The sequence below is a fragment of the Vibrio sp. 10N.237.312.B06 genome, assembly GCF_041464685.1.
Taxonomy (GTDB): Bacteria; Pseudomonadota; Gammaproteobacteria; order Enterobacterales; family Vibrionaceae; genus Vibrio; species Vibrio tasmaniensis_A.
Genome location: NZ_JBFSPI010000085.1, coordinates 1 through 23,110, shown reverse-complemented (window position 1 = coordinate 23,110; position 23,110 = coordinate 1). Strand labels below are relative to the sequence as shown.

Annotated in this window: 25 protein-coding genes; 23 read left to right on the top strand and 2 right to left on the bottom strand. The window is 47.7% G+C overall.

Going from position 1 to position 23,110, the window contains the following annotated elements:
* Positions 1–506 precede the first annotated feature (506 nt).
* The 5 genes from AB6C75_RS18845 to AB6C75_RS18825 all read left to right on the top strand — a co-directional run bounded on the left by AB6C75_RS18845 (position 507) and on the right by AB6C75_RS18825 (position 2,601).
* Positions 507–995: an Hsp20 family protein gene (locus AB6C75_RS18845; RefSeq protein WP_017098606.1), complete on the top strand. Its 489-nt coding sequence runs from the start codon at positions 507–509 to the stop codon at positions 993–995.
* A 149-nt stretch (positions 996–1,144) separates the two neighbouring features.
* Positions 1,145–1,387, top strand: coding sequence for a transposase (locus AB6C75_RS18840; RefSeq protein ID WP_032499864.1), 243 nt, complete (start codon positions 1,145–1,147; stop codon positions 1,385–1,387).
* 399 nt (positions 1,388–1,786) lie between these two features.
* A complete protein-coding gene (locus AB6C75_RS18835; protein WP_017098100.1) occupies positions 1,787–1,945 on the top strand; it encodes a hypothetical protein in 159 nt (52 codons plus the stop codon).
* Positions 1,945–2,283, top strand: coding sequence for a hypothetical protein (locus AB6C75_RS18830; RefSeq protein WP_017098101.1), 339 nt, complete (start codon positions 1,945–1,947; stop codon positions 2,281–2,283). The genes AB6C75_RS18835 and AB6C75_RS18830 overlap by 1 nt, the downstream gene beginning before the upstream one ends.
* Before the next feature lie 57 nt (positions 2,284–2,340).
* Entirely contained in the window at positions 2,341–2,601 is a 261-nt protein-coding gene (locus AB6C75_RS18825; RefSeq protein WP_017098102.1) for a hypothetical protein, read from the top strand.
* 241 nt (positions 2,602–2,842) lie between these two features.
* Here the strand turns inward: AB6C75_RS18825 and AB6C75_RS18820 are convergent, their stop codons facing one another.
* Both AB6C75_RS18820 and AB6C75_RS18815 read right to left on the bottom strand, forming a co-directional pair.
* Positions 2,843–3,019 carry a hypothetical protein gene (locus AB6C75_RS18820; protein ID WP_157936399.1) on the bottom strand — a complete coding sequence of 59 codons (177 nt, stop codon included), beginning with the start codon at positions 3,017–3,019 and terminating at the stop codon, positions 2,843–2,845.
* Between the two features lie 761 nt (positions 3,020–3,780).
* Positions 3,781–4,608 (bottom strand): hypothetical protein, encoded by an 828-nt coding sequence (locus tag AB6C75_RS18815; protein WP_372108668.1) that lies wholly within the window; start codon positions 4,606–4,608, stop codon positions 3,781–3,783.
* Positions 4,609–5,397: 789 nt separating this feature from the next.
* Here AB6C75_RS18815 and AB6C75_RS18810 point away from each other — a divergent pair.
* From AB6C75_RS18810 to traG, 18 genes are all read left to right on the top strand, one after another.
* On the top strand, positions 5,398–5,577 hold the full coding sequence (locus AB6C75_RS18810; RefSeq protein ID WP_017097351.1) for a TraY domain-containing protein: 180 nt from the start codon (positions 5,398–5,400) through the stop codon (positions 5,575–5,577).
* 343 nt (positions 5,578–5,920) lie between these two features.
* Positions 5,921–6,286 (top strand): hypothetical protein, encoded by a 366-nt coding sequence (locus tag AB6C75_RS18805; protein ID WP_108167668.1) that lies wholly within the window; start codon positions 5,921–5,923, stop codon positions 6,284–6,286.
* A gap of 78 nt (positions 6,287–6,364) precedes the next feature.
* Entirely contained in the window at positions 6,365–6,652 is a 288-nt protein-coding gene (traA, locus tag AB6C75_RS18800) for a type IV conjugative transfer system pilin TraA (RefSeq protein ID WP_048661539.1), read from the top strand.
* A 9-nt stretch (positions 6,653–6,661) separates the two neighbouring features.
* Complete coding sequence (gene traL, locus AB6C75_RS18795; protein ID WP_048660447.1) at positions 6,662–6,964, top strand: type IV conjugative transfer system protein TraL; 303 nt, start codon at positions 6,662–6,664, stop codon at positions 6,962–6,964.
* 14 nt (positions 6,965–6,978) lie between these two features.
* Entirely contained in the window at positions 6,979–7,554 is a 576-nt protein-coding gene (traE, locus tag AB6C75_RS18790; protein ID WP_048666333.1) for a type IV conjugative transfer system protein TraE, read from the top strand.
* On the top strand, positions 7,541–8,326 hold the full coding sequence (gene traK, locus AB6C75_RS18785) for a type-F conjugative transfer system secretin TraK (protein WP_182795665.1): 786 nt from the start codon (positions 7,541–7,543) through the stop codon (positions 8,324–8,326). Before traE ends, traK begins: the two co-directional genes overlap by 14 nt.
* Positions 8,316–9,854: a TrbI/VirB10 family protein gene (locus tag AB6C75_RS18780; RefSeq protein WP_372108664.1), complete on the top strand. Its 1,539-nt coding sequence runs from the start codon at positions 8,316–8,318 to the stop codon at positions 9,852–9,854. Before traK ends, AB6C75_RS18780 begins: the two co-directional genes overlap by 11 nt.
* 2 nt (positions 9,855–9,856) lie before the next feature.
* A complete protein-coding gene (gene traV, locus AB6C75_RS18775) occupies positions 9,857–10,252 on the top strand; it encodes a type IV conjugative transfer system lipoprotein TraV (protein ID WP_372108662.1) in 396 nt (131 codons plus the stop codon).
* A 150-nt stretch (positions 10,253–10,402) separates the two neighbouring features.
* Positions 10,403–12,952 carry a type IV secretion system protein TraC gene (gene traC / locus AB6C75_RS18770; protein WP_372108660.1) on the top strand — a complete coding sequence of 850 codons (2,550 nt, stop codon included), beginning with the start codon at positions 10,403–10,405 and terminating at the stop codon, positions 12,950–12,952.
* Positions 12,903–13,634, top strand: a complete 732-nt coding sequence (traW, locus tag AB6C75_RS18765) for a type-F conjugative transfer system protein TraW (RefSeq protein ID WP_371708938.1) — start codon at positions 12,903–12,905, stop codon at positions 13,632–13,634. The genes traC and traW overlap by 50 nt, the downstream gene beginning before the upstream one ends.
* Positions 13,635–13,791: 157 nt before the next feature.
* A complete protein-coding gene (gene traU / locus AB6C75_RS18760; protein ID WP_017099757.1) occupies positions 13,792–14,802 on the top strand; it encodes a conjugal transfer pilus assembly protein TraU in 1,011 nt (336 codons plus the stop codon).
* A 253-nt stretch (positions 14,803–15,055) separates the two neighbouring features.
* A complete protein-coding gene (trbC, locus tag AB6C75_RS18755; RefSeq protein ID WP_372108657.1) occupies positions 15,056–15,769 on the top strand; it encodes a type-F conjugative transfer system pilin assembly protein TrbC in 714 nt (237 codons plus the stop codon).
* 36 nt (positions 15,770–15,805) lie between these two features.
* Positions 15,806–17,533: a type-F conjugative transfer system mating-pair stabilization protein TraN gene (gene traN / locus AB6C75_RS18750; RefSeq protein ID WP_372108655.1), complete on the top strand. Its 1,728-nt coding sequence runs from the start codon at positions 15,806–15,808 to the stop codon at positions 17,531–17,533.
* Between the two features lie 65 nt (positions 17,534–17,598).
* Positions 17,599–17,781: a hypothetical protein gene (locus tag AB6C75_RS18745; RefSeq protein ID WP_017096425.1), complete on the top strand. Its 183-nt coding sequence runs from the start codon at positions 17,599–17,601 to the stop codon at positions 17,779–17,781.
* Positions 17,782–17,934: 153 nt separating this feature from the next.
* Complete coding sequence (gene traF / locus AB6C75_RS18740; RefSeq protein WP_372108653.1) at positions 17,935–18,714, top strand: type-F conjugative transfer system pilin assembly protein TraF; 780 nt, start codon at positions 17,935–17,937, stop codon at positions 18,712–18,714.
* Between the two features lie 150 nt (positions 18,715–18,864).
* Positions 18,865–19,278, top strand: a complete 414-nt coding sequence (trbB, locus tag AB6C75_RS18735) for a type-F conjugative transfer system pilin assembly thiol-disulfide isomerase TrbB (RefSeq protein WP_371708738.1) — start codon at positions 18,865–18,867, stop codon at positions 19,276–19,278.
* The gene (locus AB6C75_RS18730) at positions 19,275–20,681 is read left to right on the top strand and encodes a conjugal transfer protein TraH (protein WP_372108650.1); all 1,407 of its coding nucleotides are present in this window, start codon (positions 19,275–19,277) and stop codon (positions 20,679–20,681) included. The genes trbB and AB6C75_RS18730 overlap by 4 nt, the downstream gene beginning before the upstream one ends.
* A 3-nt stretch (positions 20,682–20,684) precedes the next feature.
* Positions 20,685–23,110, top strand: a 2,426-nt coding sequence (traG, locus tag AB6C75_RS18725) for a conjugal transfer mating-pair stabilization protein TraG (protein WP_372108648.1), incomplete at its 3' end; no start/stop codon positions are given.

Here is a 23,110-nt window from a genome sequence, read left to right as displayed (position 1 = left end):
GAACAGCTCCTAATAGGGAGCTGTTCTTGTGTCTAAATTTGGGTTCACACTAAGTACCATTACGTTAAATAAATCATCACATGGCTATTGATTTTTCAAACATAACCCGCACATAAGCATAGAGTCACATTCATAAATCACCTTCCATTTGATTTGATAGTAATCTCTTGTGACTCAAAAAAGGCAGACTGAAAGTCTGCCTTTTTTTCATTTCTAACTCAACCAACCGATCTCGACCCCATGCCACCCGCGTAATTCATATCGTGGAATATTGCCCATCAGAGAGTAGAGAGACCGTCTAATTATGAACTATTTTTGTCTCGTCATTATAGATAGGATATAACAATTTCATATAAAAAAACTAATTCAATGAGAAATTGCTATATAAAAACTATTGAAATAATTGTTCGTAAACACTATAAAAAACCTTGAAAAGGTTGTCTTATCAAGAGGCCTTTTCATCACTCTTGTTTTTATTTTGTATTGCTTCTTATGGAGGATATATTATGAGCTCAATTGACCTATCTCCACTATACCGTAGTAGTGTTGGGTTTGACCGTCTAGCATCATTAATTGATCATGCCATGACCAGTGAAACTGCTATCAACGGTTACCCACCATATAACATTGAAGTTCTAAAAGAGAATCGCTATGCCATCACCCTGGCCGTAGCCGGATTTACTCAGGAAGAGCTTGATATTCAAGTAGAAAAGAGCGTGCTAAGTGTACGTGGGCAAAAATGTGCTGATAAAGAAAATAAATATCTGTATCAGGGTATCGCCAATCGTACATTCGAACGTAAGTTCAACTTAGCTGATTATGTTGAAGTTACGGATGCAGATCTTTCTAACGGATTGTTAACTATTACTCTGGTGAAAGAGATACCTGAAGCTATGAAGCCTAAGTCCATCACTATCAATAAAAACTGTGATGTATTAGAGCATAAGGCTGAAGAGACAAGCACCAAAGATAATAAAGCTGCTAAAGGAGAATGATAGTGTGAAAGCACATTATCATTTTTGAAAGGGGAACGGCTCCCAATCGGGAGCTGTTCTTTTGTCTAAATCTGGGTTCACAATATCCCTATCTGGCAGGGTAGTTGTCACTGTTAAAATTTAACCAGTTTGGGCGATAAAGAGTAATTGTGTCTCGTATCTCAGTAGAAAGAAAAGAAGCGATATTGAAGAAGCTGCTGCCTCCCTATTCGATGTCAGTTAAAGAAGTGTCCGAAGAGGAAGGAATTAGCACTGCGACCCTGTATTATTGGCGCCCGCAACTCAGAAGTTCAGGAGCCACCGTGCCAAAGAGCAACACTTCATCAGAGCAGTGGTCTGCTCAAACTAAACTCGCCATTGTCGCTGAAACCTATTCAATGACCGAAAATTAACTGCTCAAGTTGGTGGACTTAAAGAGGCTATTAGTTCTTATTTTGAGCCGGAAACACAGAAACAAAGCTCGAGCGAGCATCCTGTCAGGACGATTGCTGTTAGTTCTGAAATTGATAATGATCTAGGTATTAGAGGTAGTTCAGCTAAGGATAATAGTAAGAAAACAGCACTGGATTCGGTGAGTTACTTGTCTACACGAGTAACAGCGAATTTAACACCATTATTATCTAGTGAAACAATAAATAAGCTACAAGATGCGCTAAGCGAAGGCAATATTTCATTTAAATTTATTCAGAATATCGCCTTGAATAAAGGGGGATCTGAGTCTAGTTCGTGAATTGGCGCTTTCTACTGTCCCTAAACAAGAGAAAAATTATTCAGGGCATCTAGGATTAATTGTGGACTCACTTTCACACAAACGTCCAAATGTAAGCGCCACTATGCAAGGTTTACAAGGTTTTATTGATACATCGGCCTTGCAATGGCATGAAAAAACGGCAAAAAAACTGAAGGCGCGCTTGATGCGAATGCTCATGCTCGTTTTGATGGGGATTTAATGAGTTCAGCTTTGGATCAAATGTCGAAAAGTGACCTGAAAGCGACATTAACGCAATTGGAAGGTGCTTTTGGTCAGCGTTTACGAGGCGTTTTTAGGTTGGTTGCTGAACAAGTTCCGTCGTCATATCTGGCGCAAGGTGACAATGTTTTAATCTCGACTGCCATGCGTTTCAGTGGCCTAGTAGAAGGCTTGATGACGGCATTGAGTGAAAAGTTGGGTGAAGCGACCGACGTTCGGTTCAAGGATTGTGATTTCGTTAGTGAGCTTTCAGAACTAACAGCGATTGAGAAGGCGGCATTAATCAAAGTAGGAATTAAAGAAGAAATGTTGCTCTAATTTTCCCTTCGAGCGGTAACGACTGTTTTTATAATTCACACATAATGGAGGTTTTCTGTGTCAAAATGGCCGATTAGTTTTTTATTTGAGAAGAATCAATCTCGCCTGGAAGTCGCTGTTATTGACTTGGATGTAAAGCAAAGGATAAGTGATTTTTATCAGCTTGCTCAAAAACGATACTTGTTAGAAGAATTTTTATTACTTCTAAATCGTAGTCAATACAATGTTTTTCAAAATGACGTACTCTCTTGCCTTTATCGCTTGGGTATAAAGAGAGTCGATTTAAAAGTGGGCAGTAAAACGTTGAATATTTTATAAAACTCTGACCAGAACGTTATATAAGGGCTTCAAGGAAGGTAATAACCGTAGTCTTTCGGTCTTTTTGTGACGTTGTCACAATGAAAGTTGGGTGAGGCGATCATTCCCCTCACTCAATTAGTACCTGAATATGATAACAATAAGGCCGATGGGTAGTCGTCGCTAAACCAAGACAACAACATATAACGCTCCTAACTGTTCATTAGATGAGTAGTACAAAGGTCTGTGAGATCCGATACAGTTAGGCTTGCGATGGATATTCTTTCTCTACATTACTCTTGTGGCCAATCACCAAATGCACTGTAGGGTTCTGTGGTTTAACTGAAATTGCGATTTTCATGTTCATGTTACGGTTGTTTTGCAAGTAACCGACCGCCGCATTTAGTTCTGGAACATACTGAGCCACACCCACCGACACTCCACCTTCCGTTGTTTGAGTGAAAAATAGGAAGTGTCATATCCGTCCTTTTCTCTTCTAGTAACCCATGTGTTTTTCTAGGCTAACAGCGTAAGAAGAGAAACACCTCGAAGTAATACTAATTTATGCTCCCTGAGTTTGAATTACCCTCTGACGCTGATAAATCGAAACGCTAATCTTAGTATTCAAGGGGCCATTCATTTTGTAAAGCAGCAAGCTTAAGCGGCTGAATAAGAACCGTGACCATTTAATGAAATTAAGAAGAAAGCCTCTCACAGCGCCATACTGCTCTTTTTAGGCTGCAATATTGACAGCACTAAAAACCCTCGCCCTGCTAAGCCATACCATCCGGATGAAGGTGGACGTTAAGTAAGGAGATGATGAAAGGGAGCCACCTGACTCAGCGTTTAATCGAAGAAGGTCCCTGTCGTATGACAAAAGAAGGTTGCCGCGCCGTTTTTTTTTGCTTGTCCTTAAGTATTTATTTTTCTATTGATTTAATTATTTATTTTTATACGTAGTGTTCATAAGCGCAGCCCCTTATTGATGGCCATTATAGCGGTCTTTTTTATCCTTCCTTTCTTGCACGGCCTTTCTTATAAAAAACCGTGAATAGAGAAATCCCTTCCGAATGAGACTGCGTGCGCAAGATAACCCTGAATAACCTGTTGGGAGAAACAAGAAAAATGAGAGATAAAGCAGGGTAGGATAAGGTTCAGACGTGCTGATCCCTCCGCTTTCGCGGAGACAAAAATATCCCTTTAATTAGGGGCCAAGTCCGGTTGATACTCACTAAAGAAGGCTGAGGTTGATTGCGCATAGGTGTTTAACGTTGACGCATTGAAGATCTCTTGTATCCCTGACGCGATCTTACGGAAAGAGAGCCACTGAAAGCTCAGTCCTTTCTTTGTCTGGCGTTCCCGTGTTGCGAGGATCAATTCGCTAATGTTGGTGTAACGCACGACTTTTAAGTCATTAAAGAAGCGAGGTGTAAACTGTTTGTACGCGGGTGCACTGCGTATCGTCCCTTCGTCTTGGTCGACACACACATTGATCCGCTCACTGTGAAAATAGCTGGCACGCTTTAGATACTTCACCGCTTTAGCAAAGGACTTCGGCGAAATAAACTCTCCAAAGCGCAACGCATAATCTTCTTGAAGCTGGTCGTAGCTGATGGTTTTCAATCCCGCTTCGGTGGGCAAACCGATGCGCCCTCCAATGAGGTCTGTGTTCGGCAGAGTGCACGCTAATACTTTCGCAATTAAGGTGCGACACTGCACATTATTCACCGCTTCACCGCCCCATGCATTAAGTGACGGGAAACGATTGGGGTTGGTAATAAATTCTTCACACCCTTTTAAGATCCGCGCGTATTCTGGCGGTAGGGTTTCTACCTTACCGCTTCGAAGCAACCGGCGAGACTTGAATCCGATCTCAAAAGGCGTCTTAGGGTTCCGCGCGTTCTCTTCTTCAACGACACGTTGATACAATTCAATCAAATCCAGTTTCCGATCCTTACGCTTACGGCGATACTGCGCATCGTAACTCGATTTATCGAACGGGGGAGGGGAGGAGCTAAACGTTTTCATAAGACTCACCGTCCACGTTTAAAACACACCTCGCTTCATCCTGAGGGACAAAAAAGGCGGTGTTAGGCAGAAAGTGGATTCTCCTGAGCGTTAGCCCAAGCCAAGGCTGAGTCAAATGCGTCATATTTTGAAGTCCAAGAGGTTTTTGGGGTGTTTGGATTGGCCGTCCAAACGGTGAAATTTCAACCTATCTCAACCGGGAAAAGAAATCAAATGCCGGTTTTTTAGACACAAAAAAGCCGACTACTCTTGGAAAGTCGGCTTTTTTGCGAGTGCTATATAGTCAGAGTACCACCTCTAACACACTCTAAATCCTAGAAAAAACACACGACATTGGACACTACAGGAGTAAGCAATGTCGTGTGTTTTAACCTTATAGACCTCAGGTAAGTATAGCGTGTCGTCGCCTGATATTTCAAACGCTAAGTGTGCCTTGGGATTTTTCCCTTTACATAATCTAAATAATACGCACGGATAAAAAACCGATAAATAACAAAAAGATAACAAATAACCTTAGAAAAATTTATAGCACATTGAGGGAGTGAAATTAAAATAATTAATATATTAATTATGTATAATAACAATAGCGCCAACATTAAACACCCATTTATTTTCTTTAAAATCAGCACCTTAATTTGGTGCGTATTATTTAGATTATGTTAAATTCAAAAAATGATAAGTAAGTCACAAACTCAACAAAATTAGACGCCAGTGAGCGATTACATGACTCATTGATGTTTCGGTCTAAACGAGAGCGTTTCGGTTTTTTCTATTTAGGAAGACTTTTGTATGAATTTTAAATCAGAATGTAGGGTTGAGAACAAGGAAGTCGGTATCGCTTTTAATCTCTCATCAAAGGCGAATAAAACGTTAACGCTCTCGGCGAAAAGAGCAGAGCGGGCCAAAAAGCGCGAAGGGAAACTTCGATTAGAAGATCACCTCAAACGTTTTCCTAATTGGTCGCTGTAACGAATGAGATTGCCGTCTGGGATTATTACCTCAGATGGCCTCGAAGGTGGGCTGCCTTCACTATTGCAAAAAGCGCCGCAGAGGGGCGCAGGCCTGCGTAATATGCCTAACAAATTCAGGAGCCCTCTCTGGGGCGACGTCCAAGGCTGTTTTTCTACTCAATTAAGCACGCTGGTTGAGTGGTGAAATAGAGTTACTTGGGAATACCAGACACCACATCCTTTGGATGTGCGCCTTCTACTACAAGAATGCTCAAGCCAGTTTGTAGCACGGCTCTTGAAAGAGAGCCCATCGTTTTGTTTTTTAAAAGAACAAAACAATGTCCTAACAAGGAGTGTGAACGATGCAAATTATCTACGGATATTGTCGTGAAGATGAGGCCGCGAGTTTATTAGGCCACTTTGTTAAACAAGGTGATTTTGTCAGCGTCAAAGAACTGGGAACGGTTGGGCGTGAACACATGGCGTTTGCCGCTTTGTTGCCTTTTACTGGGCACCTTGCATTTCCTTTCTATTGGAAGGGCGTTCATTTGGTCGCGGTTCAAAAACAAGCTCAGTCAGTTAATCGTCTCACTCTCCCAACCTCAAATAATGCTTGTAAAAAACGTTATCGGAAGCTTAAGAACACCATCATTAGCGCTCAAAATTGGAAGCAACATGTGAGCCGTAATCGTGGTTTGAAGTACGCGAAATCTTCGATGTTTTCTTAAGGATGTGGGAGGGAGCCCCCTTTCCCTCCATCCTGACCATGTACTTGATAATTTTATCACTCAATAAGGATACTTATTATGAAAACACGCACCCAGCGCACCCTCCTTGTCGGGCTTGGCGTTGCTGTTTCGACACTTCTTATCACTCAGCCTGCTCTGGCTGCCGATATCTTCGCTTCAGGTAAACAAGCCATGAAAGACACGGCGGGCAAAGGCTCTGCGGTTGAAACCGCCATGCTAGGCACAGGGCTTGCGGGGGCGGTCGTCACTGGACTGATGAGCCGTAACTGGTTTGCAGCCGTTGGCGGATTTATTGGTGGCTCAGTCTTGTGGAATGTTGGAGCGCCACTCGTCGGTTTAGGCTAAGGAGTCACAATGGAAGACCCTCATCAGTTTTTCTCTATCCCAAAACACATGAACAAAGGTCGCCGCTGGCTCGGTTTCCCTGTTGATGAACTCATTCCTGCCCTCTGCATTTTTGGCCTCTCATTCTGGCTTAAACACGAAATGATAGGGCTGACGTTATCGCTGGCTTGGTTTGGGGGATTGCGTTACATCAAAGCGCAATACGGTGACAACATCGTGACCCTGTCACTCTATTGGTGGGGGGCTTCTTTTGTCAGTCCCACCCTCTTTAAGCGTACCCCCTCAGCCTGTCGTCGTTACTGGATTTTCTAAGGAGACTCTTCATCATGGATCCGTTTGTTAAACGGGATAAGCTGGCCGTCAAAAGCCTCCTCAATCTTTTTTTGAGTGCAGGCTTTCTTTTCATGCTTATCACTAACCTGGTGTTGGGTTACACCAGTTATCGAGCCCTTACCCATCAGAGCCGCACCCTAATCCCACCGACCCTCTCTCAAGCCTTTACGGTGTCGGATGGCACAGTCGATGAGCCTTATCTTGAGCAAATGGCGGATTATCTTCTCTACTTGAAACTCAACATTACGCCAGCCAGCGTTGGACGTCAGTTTGGCCAGTTACTTGAATATTTAGACGAGACAAGCTGGCACATCGTTCAACCTAAGCTGCTTCGAGAAGCCACGGTAATTAAAAAAGACAACATCAGCAGCCAATTTTCTGTCGAGTCTGTCCGTATTTCTCTCAACACGCTCCAAGTGCAACTCTATGGGAAACTCCAAAAGCACGTAGGCCAACGCGCCCTAGAGCCGGAGATGAAGTGGTATCAAGTCAACTTTAGCTATGACCAAGGCGTCATAGGTTTACTCTCCATTGAAGAAGTCGAGGTCGACACCGATGAATCTTTATGAGCAATCATTCACCCCATCGCCGCAATGGCACCCTTATTTTTTGTCCATCGCGCTTTGGGTGGTATTTTTCATCCCCTCTTTTGCTCTGGCTGAAAATGCCGCCATGGTGAGCTATGAGTTTGACGAAGGTGACACGATCCCCTTGTCACTCTCTTCCATTAACGTGAACCGTTTGCTGGTCAAAAATGACCGTATTATTTCGATCGTCTGCCCGAAAGGATTTTGCACCTCAACGGGCAACCAAAAAGACGCTTCCGGCTCTATCACCTTAAAAATTAACCTTCCCTTACCGTTTACCGCGCACCTGACGACAGAAAAAGGGCGATTGTTTGCGCTGTTTATTACCCCCAAAGCCACCCCATCTTTGGTCACGGAGTTTGTTTGGTCGCAAAACTATAAAGAGCAGCAAAGCCCGACTGAGCAGGCGGCGGATTACCCCGCCGCCATGACAGCGCTCACCAAAGCCATGATGCGTTTTGTTCATGATGGCGCCCCCATCGCCGGCTTTAAACGTCACGACGTTGACCCCAAAACCTTACCCAAAGATGCAGCGTCACTGGCCATCATCCCTCAAACGGTCTTCGTTGGTCGTGATTACTCTGGGGTGGTTTATCAACTAAAAAATCAAAGCCGCAGTGACATGACACTGACCACCGCACAGTTCTACAGCTATTCCGCACGCTCAGCCGCGCTCGATACCTATCAGTTAAAACCTGGGCAAACCACCACGCTCTATCTCATTACCGGAGGAGGCGCCACCCATGATCGATAAACCCAAAGACGCCTTTGACCGCTTTAAAAAACGCGTCTTCAAAGATACCGACGGTGACTTTGAAGACGGTGGCACGGTCAATGCCGTAACAAGAAAGCGCAATCGCACCATTACGTTCACGGTATTGCTGGTGCTTGCCGCCCTGGCTTTTGCTGTTTGGCGGTTAACATTGCCTCCCCAAGAGCAAAGCAAGGACATTCAAGACGTCGGATTTGGTGCTGTCGTCACCGATGATTTTACCGACAAAGACAACCAGTCCGCCCTGACGTTTCAACAAGATAAAATCAACCAAATCGAGCAAAGCTTAGCGCGGTTTGAAGGCACCTTAAGTCGCTTTGGACAAAGCTTAACCTCTGAGTTGGAGAATATTAAAAAAGCCAATGAGCGTGATAAAGCATCGCAATTGACGGAGCTTGAGCAGCAGATGCAACAAAAGCTCGATGAAGTTGACGCGCTCAAGGTCCAACTTGAGACGCAATTAGCCTCAGCCCTCAATGCAGGCGATCCTTCGAATCAACATAGCGTAGAGATCCATCAGGGAAGCACCTTTGGCCAATACAAACTGCCCCCAAGACCGGCCATTAATAGCAACATAGATACCGCCAAGGTGAATGAGTTCCAGTACCAAGAGCAAGATGATGTGGCCTTTAGCGGGGATGCCTTTGATAGTTTTGAATTTCACTGGCAAGCCAGTGTAGAGGAGAGCCAATCCCGTCGCACGACCGATAACTACGTGCCAACAGGCACCTTTGTGACCGCCGTGATCACCGGCGGCGCAGACGCTAATGGGGGCGTCTCTGGACAAGGGGATACCTCACCGATTGTCTTTCAGACAGTCAATCAGGGGGTCTTACCCAACGGTGAGCAATCCAAATTAAAGAATTGCACGATCACCGGTGCCGTTTACGGCGAAATCTCATCCAGTCGCGGCGTCGCTCGCACCAATAGAATGAGCTGCATCCACCCTAATGGCGATATTCTCGATATCCCCGTCAATGCGACCGTGTTTAACTTTGGGCGCAATGGTATTCGCGGTACCACCATCATGAAAAACGGTAAAATCGTTCAAATGGCCGGCATTGCGGGGATCTTGCAAGGTGTCGGTGATGCGGGTAAAGCCCTGGCACAAACCACGACACCGACGGCGCTCGGACCAAGTCAAAGCATCAACAGCGATAAAATTGGGTTGAATCTGCTTGGCGGCGCCACGGAAAGCGTTGGCAGCAAATTGGCGGACTACTACATCAAACTGGCCGAGCTCTATCATCCGATAGTGGAAGTCAATCCTGGTGCCATCGTCAATATTGTCTTTTTGGAAGGCTTTCCATTAGATCCCCTATTGGCCGATGAATACGAAACACGCATGAATGAGCAGCGTGAGCAAGTCTCCAACAGCAACCAGCTCTTGGATGTCATCACCAACGCTCCCTCTCTTCCACAAACCACTCAAACTGCCCCCATCAATCCATTAGCGCAAAAAATAACCCAACAAGGGTTAAGCGACGTGGGCTTTGGGCGTGAGGAATAACCATGAATAGGCATTCTTTGTTCTCACTATCGATCCTCTTAGGTCTGACCGGTTGCAGCGCGGGCTTTGAGAGTGAATACAGTTGCGATAAGGTCGGCGGCGTTTCAGGTTGCGTCACCATGAACGAGGTTCGAAACAACCTATACGGTTATACCGGAGACAGTGGCAACGCCACCGTCTCTCCTCAATCTCGTCTCGCCCCACCTTCTGTCTTTACCTTACTGCCAAGGCGTAGCCGAGATGGGGAGCCTGAGCGAAGCCAAGAAAACGTTAAAAAACTCACCATCTTCCCTTTCATAGACAAAGACAATCACTACATCGATACGATGGATGTCTACTTTGTCTTAGACGATAGCCGTTGGTCTGGGCGCCCTGCGCGCGCGATTTGGAAAGATTGATTAGGAAAAAAAGAAACGAAGATTAAACATCATTTTTATCATGGGCGCGCGACATTCAGTCTCAGCCTTCTCTCAATGAGGGGGTAATCCATCAAGCGTTCCAAGATTGTGTCACGCCCCCTAACATTAAAATAGAAAAAGGGATCCCCCATGTTTTCCTCCTCACGCAGTGGCTTATCCGCCTTATTTCAAGAGGCCAAGCAAGCCCAAAACCACCTTCACCATGAACTGCCGTATCGAGACTACGATCCCATTGAGCAGGTGTTCGACAATACTCACTCTCGCGGTTTTGGTTTTAAAATCAGTCTCCTTGGGGGCGCTAACGACGATTTAATTCAGTCGTTAAGCCACCTTATGGGGGATTTACCCGCAGGGGATAAATGGGATTATCAAGTGCAGCTTTTTGGTCACAACCGAGTGGCGCACTATCTCGAAGGGAACCAAGCCCTTCTCAGTCAGCGGGGCGGTATCTGTCAGAAAATGGCCAACGATGACGCCATTTACGCCCACTACGCGGCGCAACACGGGTTTCTACATAGGCAAAAAAACAATCGCTTTGATTTGCGCGACTACGACGCATTCTTTTTTGTCTCCACCACGGAAAAAGACCCACAAGAGCTGCTTGATGCGAGAATGACGCTAGAAACGGGGCTGGCGCAGCTTGGTTTTGATTTACTGCCCGTCACGCCTGAGGGACTGTTGACCAGCGTCGGTGATACCTTAAACTTTGATAAACGCCAAGACAGACCCAATGAAAAAAGCTACAACCCATTAGAACCTTTGAACCTGCAAGCGTTATCTCCCGATACCGAAGCGTTAACCCATCGCGGTCATATCGCCACCCGTCATACCAATGACCAAGGGGAAGAGGTACGCACACGCCTTGTTCATTTAGGGCTTTCTCGATTGCCTGGTGATTATCGCTTGTACGCCTTACCAGAAGCCTTTTCTTCAATCCGTAATGTGTCGCGTAACATCACTTGCCCTCATCGCGTTACCTTGAGTTTTCGCAATGAGCCAACCGGTAAGCAAAATGCGGATAACGATAACAAGATAAAAGACTTAACCAAGACGGTGAACAGCCAAATGGCGATACTCGCGCCCATGGCTGAAGATGAACTCAAAGAGCGCAAAGCCTTGCAAAAAGGGTTGTTGTCTAAAGAGTTCACCATTGCATCTATGGTGCTCACGGTCTCGCTGATGACCGATAAAACCCACCAGAAAAAAGACACCCAAGCGGCGAAGGAGTCATTTAGCCATGCTGGCCTTGACATCATTCCACTGAAAATGAATCAGCCACAAGCGCTGCTCTCCACGTTGCCTTTTATGATGAGTGAAGGATTATGGGGCGATTGTAAAAAAGCGGGGCGCGTTCGTACCTTAAAGAGCTCTAACCTGGTGAATTTCTTTCCGCTCATCATGGATTTTTGTCAGTTAAAAGGTGGCGTATTGCTGCCCACTATGCGCCAACAAATTTCGTTCTTTAACCCTTTCACCTGCGGCAGTGATAACCAAAACATCGCCCTGACGGGAGGCTCAGGCGCAGGGAAAAGCTTCCTAGTCCAAGAAATCGCTGAAACGGTTTACGCCATGGGCGGTAAAGTGTGGATCCTCGATAAAGGAGCCAGCTATAAAAAGCTGACCCTGAGCCTTGGGGGGACCTACATGACCCACGCCAACATATTCTTAAACCCGTTCACGCATTTAGGCGCCATGCAAAGTGCTGAGTTTGAGTTTGTGGATGATGACGGCAGACCTGTCGATCCCATGATGGAAGCGCTCGATAATATCACGGCGTTGTTTGCCACCATCGCGTCACCCTACGTACCACTGACGGCGTTTCAACAAAGCGTCTTAGGCGATGCGATAGTGACGGCATGGGAGCGTAAAGGTCATCAAGTCTTGGTGGATGATGTCAGAGATGCCTTGATTGAGATTGCTGGAGAAGAAAGTGACCGACGCATTAAAGACATAGCGGTGCAACTGAAAAAGTTCTGCACAGATGGCATGTACAAAGACGTGTTCAACAAGCCATCCATGCTCGACCCCAATGTGGAAATCACCACGCTTGAACTCGATGGGTTCCCGCCTGCTGTGCTCAGACCCGTGATTTTTGCTCTCATGGTGTCGATTAACCAGCAGATGTACCTGGCTGGATCTCGCTCTACCCCAAAGCTGTGCATCATTGAAGAGGCCTGGAGCCTCCTCTCTGGGGCAAACGAGCAAGCGAGGGAGTTCATCAACACCGGTTATCGCACCGCCCGTAAGTTCGGCGGCGCTTTTTGTACGGTGACTCAAGGGATTGAAGATTTCTTTAGCAACGAGGAAGCCAAAGCCTGCTACAACAACTCAGACATTCACATCATTCTTCGTCAAGGGGAAGGGTTTGATAAGTATCTGCTCCAAAACCCGGATGCCTTCTCACCGTTTGAGCAGCGCATCATTAAAAGCTTCGCCCCGTCTGTTGAAGCAGGATACAGCAGCGCGCGCATCAAAGCGGGTGGCCATGTCACCTATCACCGCTTTTTCGCCTCTCCGCTGAAACGCGCCATGTTCTCAACCGAGCCTAAGGAGTTTGAGTATTGTGAAAATCTTTATCAACAAGGTCACTCACTGGAGCACGCCATCGAGCAAACCTCCAGGCACTTTTATGGCAAAGACATTGACGCCTTTAATCAAGCCATTGGGGCGAGCGCTTAAATCCCCCCTTTTTCTTTTGGTCGCTGGACTGGCAACAACAAATGCCGCTGGAAAGAACTTGGGCCAAGTGGCCCCTATCTTCCCCATCGGTGAGATTGACATGCTGGAGTGGATTGACCAAAGACTGAAAGGGTTTGAGGCCAGTGGTCAATTAGCGGACATGCAAAACGAGTTCACGGAGCGCGCTCGGCAAAGCATTGAAAACCCGCCGCCGGTGGCAGGTTTAACCCCCACAACCGATCCCCGCACCTTTTACGTTGACCCAAGCATCACTCTCCCTAAAGACATCATCGCCCCCACCACAGGGGCCGTGATTGCCAAAGCGGGCACCAGAGTGAACCCCTTTGATAGCCGCACTTGGCCGAAGGTAGACGGGCAAGAGGTCCTTCCTCAATTTGAGCTCAGTAAGGTGTTGGTCTTTTTTGATGCCAGAGACGCGCGCCAACGACGTTTTGCCAGCGAGTATCAAAACGCCAAGCCAATCAAGTGGGTACTGACGGGGGGCAGCCCAAACCAAATGGCGACCTTACTCGAGGCGAGAATGTATTTCGCGCAGCAAGGTTTTTTAACCGAAAAGCTCAATATCACCCATGTCCCGGCCATTGCCTACCAAGAAGGCACGCGCTGGCGCATCGATGAGGTGAACGTATCGGGTTTGCACCCCTTGGCGATAGAGCAATAACAATGACATCGCATTGGAAGTGCGCACCTCCCTTGATCATGCTTCCAGTATGACGCTTTTTTCTCTTAACCAAGCTCGCTTTTGGCGGCGATAATGGGGCGAAGCCTCTTGTCGAGACAAAAGGAGTACCACGCTCGGCGTGGAAAAAGGACACCCCATGACACAACGACACTTTCGTTTACTGTTGTGCTGCCTATTGGTTTTTATTGCCCCATCAACCCTAGCAGCCAGTGCGGCGTGTAAAAGCCGTTTTATTAACCCCATGACCGATATTTGTTGGGATTGCTTGTTTCCGATGACGATAGGCTCAGCCACCGTCATGCCCTCTAAGTACCCCGATACGCCCAATCCCACACTGCCTATCTCTTATTGCCCTAAACCGCCGCCTATCTTTGTGCAAATAGGCATCAACATTGGCTATTGGGAGCCTTATGCCTTAACCGATATCACGCGCGTCCCTTACTGTATGGTGAACATGGGCGTGCAAATGTCCGGCGCTAACACTCAGCGTATCGGTGGGCGCGTGACCGCCCGTGAGAGTGACAGCAGTGACGGAGGCTTTTATCACGCCCATTGGTATAAGTACCCCGTCATTTATTGGCTGCAACTGATGCAATCCACCGCCTGCATGGCCACGGACGTTTTTGATGTGGCCTACATGACGGAAATTGACCCACTTTGGGACGACGATGAGTTATCCCTCATTCTCAATCCCGAAGCGTTACTGTTTGGTAACCTGGTGGCGCAGCTTGCTTGCGTGCCCGAAGCCCTGTTGACCTCCACTAATACTGCCTTACCTATTGATGCGTTATTTTGGTGTTTAGGCTCACAGGGCAGTGCCTATCCGCTCACCGGCACCACCAACTATCGAGACACGCCCATCCAGGCGGCGACACTCTTGATGGAAAAGCTGAACTACAAACTGCACCGGCAAGGGATCATCTGGGAGACGCGCGGCGAAGATGGCGCGATTTGTTATCAATATCCCGATCCTATTTTGCCAAAATCTCGTTATCGGTATCAAATGTCGGGGCCTATTCCCGATGCCGCCTGGTGTCACCCGTACACCACGACAACCACACTCTGGGAAGCCGGCCATGACAACCCGGTGACAGGGGATAACTTTGGTTTTGTACAATGGCGAAAGCGCAACTGTGTCTTTTTATAAGGTGACGCGATGATGCCCATTCTTCCCCACAAAAATGAAACGGACCTATTTATTGCCAGTCACCCTGACTCCCTTACCGATTTTTTAAAAACAGAGCTCGCCAACAACAAGCACATTTACTGCTGTTTCCCGCTCTCGCAGTTTTGCTTCTCGTTTTGTCGCGATCTCAATGCTCGTAAGGTGCTGTCAATCAGCTTCCAAAACGCTCACACCCTCTACCCACCCTTTCAGCGGCCATAATGAAGAGGTTACTATGACCATTCCATCTTTTGAGAGCACCTTTAGGCGCTCTCTTGTTTTTCTGTGTTTTTTTATCGCGTTACCCGCCCAAGCTTACACTGAGCAAGAGCTCAAAGCTTTTGCCAAGCTTGAGCAAAAAATGACTCAACAACCGGAGGCGGCGAAGACGTGGCCTACGGACGACATACAAAATAAAGCCCAGGCTTATCGAGAAGAAGCGCTGACTCTCAGCCGCAATGTTCAAGATTTGATAAAAGAGGAGAGCCTGTCCCCCTTATTGGGGCGACAAAAGCCCACGCGCAACCCTGACCAAGCCCCAAAAGGGGTAATGGTGTTTGTGTCACTCACCATGCCCAAGACCGCGCTCAAACAGCTTCTGATGCAAAGTGAGCACTTAGGCGTGCCACTGGTGATACGCGGTGTCTTACCTGAAGGTTTTCCGGCCACGGTCAAGCGAATCGAGGCCTTGATACGCTCACCCAATAAGGCGCCCATTCAAAGCGGCTTTTCCATCAGCCCCGATTGGTTTAAGCAATTTGATATTCACCACGTACCGGCCTTTGTTTCGGTCAAACAAAACCGCTGCTTGCCTAAGCAGCCTTGCAAAGCCAGTGACTACGACATCCTTTACGGCAACATTTCACTTTACCAAGCTCTGGATTACCTCGCGGCCGGGGATGCGCAGCAAAACATTCACCCACTGTTGCGCACGCTCTATTCCCAATAACCCTCTCTCACCCCAACTTTTGATGAGGTGCTCCTTATGCGCATTGACCTCTGGGCTGCGCTCACGCTCAGTTTTTTATCTACTCTCGCTCTTGCCAGCGAACAACAAACCTTTACCGAGAGCGCCAATTGGGCGAAGCAAACGGCAAGCCAAGCTCTAGCACCTCATGCCCTGCCACTCAATGTCGATGACTATTGCAAAGACGCCACGTGTCGACAAGAGATCCGCAGTCCAAAAGAGTCAAGACTGTCAGACGGTGATATCAATGCACAAAAAGGGACAGAGTTTGTGACCAATGGATTGGCTCAAGACATCAACGCGAACTTCAATAAAGGTCGACCCGATGTTAAAGACGACCCGGCGATGCGCTTTGCCTTACTTGGCCAAGAGAATGCTTTTGAAATCACTCATGGTCTCTCAAATGCCTATGTGGATTGTGAGAGCGGCTCCCAATGCGTCATCGATAACATCACAAAACAATGTCACCGACCGACTCACAACCCGGTCCCGTGTGACAAAGTCCCTGTCGCCTCCGTGGTCACCAGCAAGGTGATCTACCGCTGTCCATCCGGTTGGACACAACAAGGGAGGGATTGCCAACGCCCCCTCCCACAATGCCGATACAATAATTACAATTACGTGAGGCAATCAGGGACTAGAAGAGGTTTTTCGGGATCAGAAACCACGTATTTTTGGGATGGAAAGATAGTCTCTCCCAACCAAGGCTACACGCTTGGCGATTTAAAATATACCATCAACTTAAACTGGCAAGCGAGCAAACACTGGGATAAACGCTACGAGATTTGTCGACCCACCACACAAACGAAAAAAGCCACCTTGAGCTGTTCAAACGGATTCTCCTTATCCGGAGGGAACTGCATCAAAAACACCATGACCTGGCGAACACAATGCCGCCTGATGAACTCGTGCAAGATCACTCGCCAGCAATGTATTGAAGGTCGAGCCACCCGCACCATTAATGGCATTCCCACCACGCTCAATTGTTGGAAATATCGGATAGACCATCATTGTGACCGCCCTAATACCTGCGCAAACCTCCCGAAAGACTGTACGACTCAAACTCAACATTGCAGCCTTAAGCAAAATGGGGTGTGCATCGAGCAAGAGGTCACAAAGCGTTGTGCTGAGAAGACATGCCGAGCCACTGATCTGCAATGTGGGGAGCACTCCTTCTGTCTTGACGGGGAGTGTTACGAGGAGGCGCCCAAATTGAATAACAATTTTGATAAGTCCGTTGCGGCACTGGCAGGGCTTGCCGAAGCCGTGAAAGACATCGGCGACCCACCCAAAATATTCACGGGAAAGCCGATGAAGTGCAGTAAGAAACTCGCGGGCTTCAACGATTGTTGTAAAGACTCAGGATGGGGGCAAGGATTGGGAGCGAAATGCAGCGAAGCGGAAGAAGCGCTGGGGGAAGCCAAAGAGAAAGGCTTAACCCTGTACGTGGGGCAATACTGCGCCAAGAAAGTGCTGGGTGTCTGCACCCGTAAAAAGCGCAGTTACTGCGTTTACGACAACAAGCTGGCCAAAATCATCCAAGAGCAAGGGTCTCTTCAGCAACTGGGTAAACGGTTAGGCAGTGCTAAAAATCCCACCTGCGCCGCCATTACGCCCGAAGAACTGGGTCAAATCAATTTTGAATACATTGATTTTAAAGAGTTCTACCCGGAAATGCGTGCCAACACCAACCTCCCCAACTTTGATGAAATCAAGCAACGACTTCAAAGTGCCACGGGCGGATAACAGGCGGCTCTATACCAACGGCACACCATGACATACACACCTCAATGCTCAAGAAGGACATCGTTATGCTTATCAAACCCCTTCAAAATTTTTTACTCAACACCTTGACGCTTTTACGCCTCATTCCAAGTGATGTGATACACATCAAACAGCTAGACCACTATCCCGACATCACGAAAAGGCTGGATGAATATCGAGAGCTGATAGAAAACATTGAGAAACAGACTCACTACTTTAGTAGTGAGTAAGGTATGTGGTCGAAACACCACGCTTTGCTGCACGATAAATACCTTCAGTACTTACTCACGCTGCGCAATCCATCACCACAGCAGATGCGCCACTTACGCGAAAGACCCAAGTGTGTAACCTCTTAATCGCTTTGCCGCACTTAACCAAGGCCTATGATGATGAAAAAAACATGGCTTTACGTCATTACCCTAACGCTGCTTGCTCACCTCCATCCCGCTCTTGCTCAGGAACCTCCTCCAGGGTGGCGATGGTACAACGAACCAAAAGCAAGGCCCGACAAACCCAAACCACTGCCAAATAACACTCAAACGACTGTCTCAAGCCCTAAAACGTTATCGGCGACCGAACAAATGGCCTGGTTTCACTCGGTGCATATCGAAGCGCAAAACGATGCCGTCCTTCACCCTAAAGATAAAGACAAGTTAGCGAGATTTTTAGCGTTGAATCATTTTATCACGGACCAAACCGACCAATTAGGCATGACCTTCAAAGCCCTGCTGCTCGAAAGACCTGAGTTTTCTTACACCAAAGACCATCCGACCGAGCAAGCGGCAAGACAGGTGTATTTAGCACTAGAGGATAAGAAGAAAACCGAAGCGGTTGAAAAGATGAAGCAAGACGGATGGGGCTTTTTCTTTATCTATGAAGGAAAAGATGCGCTCAGCCAGCAACTCGCCCCATCCATTCAAGCGTTTGCTGACCAATACCATTTTGAATTATTGGGCATCAGTAATGATGACACCTTCATCACTAACCTCAAAGCAAACCGCCACAACCAAGGCAAAGTCTCGGTGCCTTTCACCCCCGCCTTGATTTTGGTGCATCCCGGCACTGGAGAGATGAAGCCATTGGCGTACGGCTGGATAAGCCAAAATGATTTAATTGGACGCTTTTACAACGTCGCCACCGACTTTGAGCAATCGGATTTTTAAAGCGAATCAATCCGTATAAAACCACCAAACGCCATAAACAGAGCCAGTATGGCAAGTCTGTAACGTTTGATACAACACACCCAACTTCGTCCAGACCGTTCTCTTAAAGGATGTTCACTCTTCTTTTACCCTAAAACGTCAGGAGGCGCTATGCCATTTCTTCGTACCCTTATGCTGGCTTTTTTGCTTCATGCCGCCAGCGCCCACGCGGCCATGCAAAACCAATATGCCCTGGTGTTCTTTTTTGAAAGCACCTGCCCGTACTGCCATAAGACCGCGCCTAAAATCACTCGCCTTGGCGAGCGATTTCAATTACCGGTTTACGCCTTCTCGGTCGATGGACCGGGTATTTCAGGGTTTGAGGTCCCTATTCCTGTCACACCAGAGATAGGCAAAACCTTTTTCCCAGGCCAGGGAAAAACGGTCATGCCTGCGACCTTCTTAATGAACGTGAACAGCCGTAAGTTCTCACGTCTGAGCATTGGAGACGTACCAGAAAGCACGCTTGCCCAAAGCATTCAGAACGCCCTTAACGATCCGCGAGTGCAGGAGGCTCTCCAATGAAGCGCTCACTTTTCCACCACTTGTCCACCGTTGCGGTGAATAAGCGAGTTATTCCTTTATTTCTCATCAGCTTATCAGGCGTAAGTCACGCCGACACCAACCACTCGCTGGCCCGCTTTTTTGATAACTCAGGGTACAACGCCAACGTCTCAACCCCGACGGCTTACCAAGGGCAATCGGCCAACTACTACACCGGTGGCAGTTTGTTTGTGCGTAATCAAATTGTCGATGCACAGTTGGTCAGCATCACTGTCCCCTCCATCAGTACCGGGTGCACTGGCATTGATATGTTTATGGGGGGATTTTCACACATCAACTCAGATCAACTGGTAAGAGCGGGGAAAGCAATCATTCATAATGCCCCTCCTTTTATTGTCAATTTAGCCCTGCAAACCTGGGCGCCGCAGCTCAAGCAAAACCTTGACAATCTGCAAGCCATTGCCGACAAATATCTCAATCAATCGGTGAACTCTTGTGAAGCCGCGCAAGCGTCCATCGGTGGACTGGCCGCCTTTGCCGCTCCTGCCACCAAAAAGCATGTCTGCGCGACGCTCGGTACACAAAACAACGCCTTCTCGGATTGGGTTCAAGGGCAGCAGGAATGTGGCGCAGGAGGCAAAGCAGCGGGTCAGCTAAAGGACGCCAAAAAGGATCCAGCCCTGAAAGACATGACCCAAACCAATCACAACGTGGTCTGGTCTGCGATCATGAATAACGCTTTTTTGTCCTCCGACAAAAATCTAGCGCAATTCATGATGAGTTTGTCAGGCTCTTACGTGTACGACAAAGACGGCAATCCGCGTTATTACCCTAGCCTTTTGACCGACAACAACAACCTCGTCAACGTGCTGCTCGAAGGGGGCAAGGCTGACGTTTATCAGTGTCGCAAAACAGGCCCAGATGCGTGCATTACCATTACCAAGCGCAATAACTTATCCATAAGTCAAACTAACGGCATACAAAACCAGATACGCAAACAACTGGAATCGATACTGCAAAAGATAGCCACCGACCAAAGACTCACGCGTCAACAAGAGGGTTTTCTGGAGCTGATTCAAACGCCGGTACTCAAGTTCTTTATTGACGACTTATCCGCCAATCAAACCCCCGATACCAGCAACTACTCGCGAATGATAGCGGTGGAGCTGCTTAATCAGTACCTCGTGAGCATGTTAAATGTTGCCCGCCAATCCTTGGCCAACACCAACAACAGCAAGGATGACATCGCCCTCATCACTCGTGATATCGATAACGCCAAACGCTTTACCGCGGGGCTGGCTGAGAACGCCATTGAGGCGCTCAACAACCGCAATCAACTGATTGACTCGCAAAGAAAGACCACGCAGCAAAGCACAAAAGAAATCAGCACGACCACCAAACCTACCCCGGCTTATGGGAACTGACCTATGATACTCGAATATTACACTTACACTTCCGGCGAAGTGGTCAACAAAGCCTTTAATGCGCTGGCCACTTTTTTTAGAACCAATACCTTTGGGGATTACTTACAGATGTGCATGATGCTGGGGCTTATCACCAGTTTGTTTATCTTCATGCTGTCACGTAACCCCAAAGACCTCATCAAATGGATGGTGGTGTTCTTTGCCGTACCCCTGTTTCTTATCAACATGAAAGCCGACATGCTCATCATTGATAAGACGCAACCGGGTAAGGCTTACAAGGTGGATAATGTCCCTTACCTCGTGGCCGTGCCTACTTACTTTTTCTCTTCTATCATGGTGGGGATGGCCGAAGGTGTGGAAGGCATTTTCACCACCTCCGACGATGAGCGTTATGGTCGTACTGGGATGTTGTTTGGCTCTGAGCTGTATCAGCTCTCAAGACAATCCAGGATTAATGAGCTGGCGCTGCAAAAACTCTGGCGAGACTACTTTCATAACTGCATGATTGGGGATGTGAGAATCAATGGGAAATACACCTGGGATGAACTCTTTACCGCCCCTGATATTTTTGCCTTTTTAGACGGCGTTAGGCAAAGCCCGTTGCGCGCCCTTTATCTTGATGAAGGCGGCGGCCGAAGCACCTACAAGCGATGTGAAGAAGCTTACCCTATCATCAAGCAGCGCTTTGATGATGCCGCCAATAAAAACATGAGCTTGTTAGCGCATCAATTGCTTGGCAAAGACGCGGACCGTTATAAGCCGCAAGTGGTGCAGTCACTCACCCGCAGCTACGACAAATTTTTTAGAATGAGTACCAGCGCGTCCAGCACCATCAAACAAAACATGCTGATGAACGAGCTACGCTACAACCTTGATAGCCTTGACCCAACGCAAGCTGCGCTCAATTACGCTTATACCACCAATAAACTGCAAACCACCTCAATGTGGGCGTCATTAGGTTTGATGGCAAGAGAATACTTGCCGATGCTCCATACCATGATGTTTATGTTGTTCGCGTGCCTAGGCTTCTTTGTTGCAGGTGCCGCGGTCATTCCTGGCTTGACCATGATGGTGTTAAAAAACTATTTTGGGACGTTTGCCTTTTTGGCCACGTGGCCAGCCTTGTTTGCCATCATCAACGGCTTTCAGCTTTGGGGACTGGAATCTCTGTCTACGGATGTCTCGGGGAAGTTCGGGGGGCTCGTGCTTTCCAACGCGAATGCCGCGGATGAGCTTCACAGCCGCTTCGCCTGGATCACGGGTATCTTGATGATAGGCGTCCCTATGATAGCCAAAGGCATTTTAAAAGGCGGTCAAGAAGTCATGTCGAGCATGAACTACCAGCTCTCGAGCATGATTAACTCGACCAATGCCAGAGCGAGCGCTGCAGCGTCCACGGGTAATCTGGATTTTGGCAGTATGCAGATTGACAACCACAGCATGAACAACACCCATGCCAATAAGTTTGATACCAATACCCTCGCCAACCAAGGTCACAGCTACACCCAAAACCCAGACGGCTCGGTGACCACACAACACGGAGATGGGCGCACCACCTACGACAGCTCACAAACCACCAGTCGCGGCAACATCAGCGCCAACACGCAAAGCATGCTGCAAGAGAGTGTGGCGAATGCCCGCAGCCAAACGCAGCAAAACCTTGAACAAACCAGTACCCAACTGAGTCAAACCCTCCAAGGAGGCGCCGCGCTGAGCGACCGCTGGCATGATAGTGTGAGTAAAAACCTGGCTTACGGTGAAGGCAATACCAGTGGCTTTAATACTCAAGTCAGCCAAGGTATGAATGACATGCAAACGGCGGTTGACAGCGTGATTCAACAAACGGGTTGGACGAAAGACCAATCAAAAGCTTACCTGCAAAGTGTCTATGGCGGCTTCGAGGGCGGCGTAGGCACCGGTAAAGGGGCATCGCCATTCAATTTAGGCGCCAGTGGCGGCGTGAAATGGTCTGATGATGAACGTACGGCTTACAGCAATATGAATGCCGAGCAAAAGCAGCAGCTTGAGCAAACCACGCAGCAATACACCGAAGGGGCCAATGCCGTGACCAGTGCCGGCACGCAGGTGGACAATAAAGACACCCGAACGTCGGTTGAGCAGTTTGCGCATGATTTTGCAATTAATGCCAGCAACACCAAGTCTCTTGGTGCAAGTGCATTGCAAAGCCAATCGGACTTGAACGCCCTCTCGAATACTCAAACGCGCCTAGACTCTGGCAGTGCCAGCTTTACGGCCAATTCTATTCAAGGCTTCCAGAATTATTTGGAACGACAAGCAAAGCCAGAAGACGTTCAACGTCTAATGACCGCTTACCAACCGGAAGATATTGCCGAGGCGAAAGAGCAATGGCAAGACTACACACGCACTGAAGAGTTCACCACCATGGCGGGACTCGATGGTGACACGGC

Bases quoted from the DNA above. Each gene is read 5' to 3' on its own strand.
- traV (WP_372108662.1), top strand. From the start codon at position 9,857: ATGAATAGGCATTCTTTGTTCTCACTATCGATCCTCTTAGGTCTGACC.
- traL (WP_048660447.1), top strand. From the start codon at position 6,662: ATGGAAGACCCTCATCAGTTTTTCTCTATCCCAAAACACATGAACAAA.
- traE (WP_048666333.1), top strand. From the start codon at position 6,979: ATGGATCCGTTTGTTAAACGGGATAAGCTGGCCGTCAAAAGCCTCCTC.
- traC (WP_372108660.1), top strand. From the start codon at position 10,403: ATGTTTTCCTCCTCACGCAGTGGCTTATCCGCCTTATTTCAAGAGGCC.
- AB6C75_RS18830 (WP_017098101.1), top strand. From the start codon at position 1,945: ATGAGTTCAGCTTTGGATCAAATGTCGAAAAGTGACCTGAAAGCGACA.
- AB6C75_RS18780 (WP_372108664.1), top strand. From the start codon at position 8,316: ATGATCGATAAACCCAAAGACGCCTTTGACCGCTTTAAAAAACGCGTC.
- traU (WP_017099757.1), top strand. From the start codon at position 13,792: ATGACACAACGACACTTTCGTTTACTGTTGTGCTGCCTATTGGTTTTT.
- trbB (WP_371708738.1), top strand. From the start codon at position 18,865: ATGCCATTTCTTCGTACCCTTATGCTGGCTTTTTTGCTTCATGCCGCC.
- AB6C75_RS18815 (WP_372108668.1), bottom strand. From the start codon at position 4,608: ATGAAAACGTTTAGCTCCTCCCCTCCCCCGTTCGATAAATCGAGTTAC.
- AB6C75_RS18730 (WP_372108650.1), top strand. From the start codon at position 19,275: ATGAAGCGCTCACTTTTCCACCACTTGTCCACCGTTGCGGTGAATAAG.
- traK (WP_182795665.1), top strand. From the start codon at position 7,541: ATGAATCTTTATGAGCAATCATTCACCCCATCGCCGCAATGGCACCCT.
- trbC (WP_372108657.1), top strand. From the start codon at position 15,056: ATGACCATTCCATCTTTTGAGAGCACCTTTAGGCGCTCTCTTGTTTTT.
- AB6C75_RS18745 (WP_017096425.1), top strand. From the start codon at position 17,599: ATGCTTATCAAACCCCTTCAAAATTTTTTACTCAACACCTTGACGCTT.
- traW (WP_371708938.1), top strand. From the start codon at position 12,903: ATGGCAAAGACATTGACGCCTTTAATCAAGCCATTGGGGCGAGCGCTT.
- AB6C75_RS18805 (WP_108167668.1), top strand. From the start codon at position 5,921: ATGCAAATTATCTACGGATATTGTCGTGAAGATGAGGCCGCGAGTTTA.
- AB6C75_RS18810 (WP_017097351.1), top strand. From the start codon at position 5,398: ATGAATTTTAAATCAGAATGTAGGGTTGAGAACAAGGAAGTCGGTATC.
- traF (WP_372108653.1), top strand. From the start codon at position 17,935: ATGATGATGAAAAAAACATGGCTTTACGTCATTACCCTAACGCTGCTT.
- traA (WP_048661539.1), top strand. From the start codon at position 6,365: ATGAAAACACGCACCCAGCGCACCCTCCTTGTCGGGCTTGGCGTTGCT.
- traN (WP_372108655.1), top strand. From the start codon at position 15,806: ATGCGCATTGACCTCTGGGCTGCGCTCACGCTCAGTTTTTTATCTACT.
- AB6C75_RS18845 (WP_017098606.1), top strand. From the start codon at position 507: ATGAGCTCAATTGACCTATCTCCACTATACCGTAGTAGTGTTGGGTTT.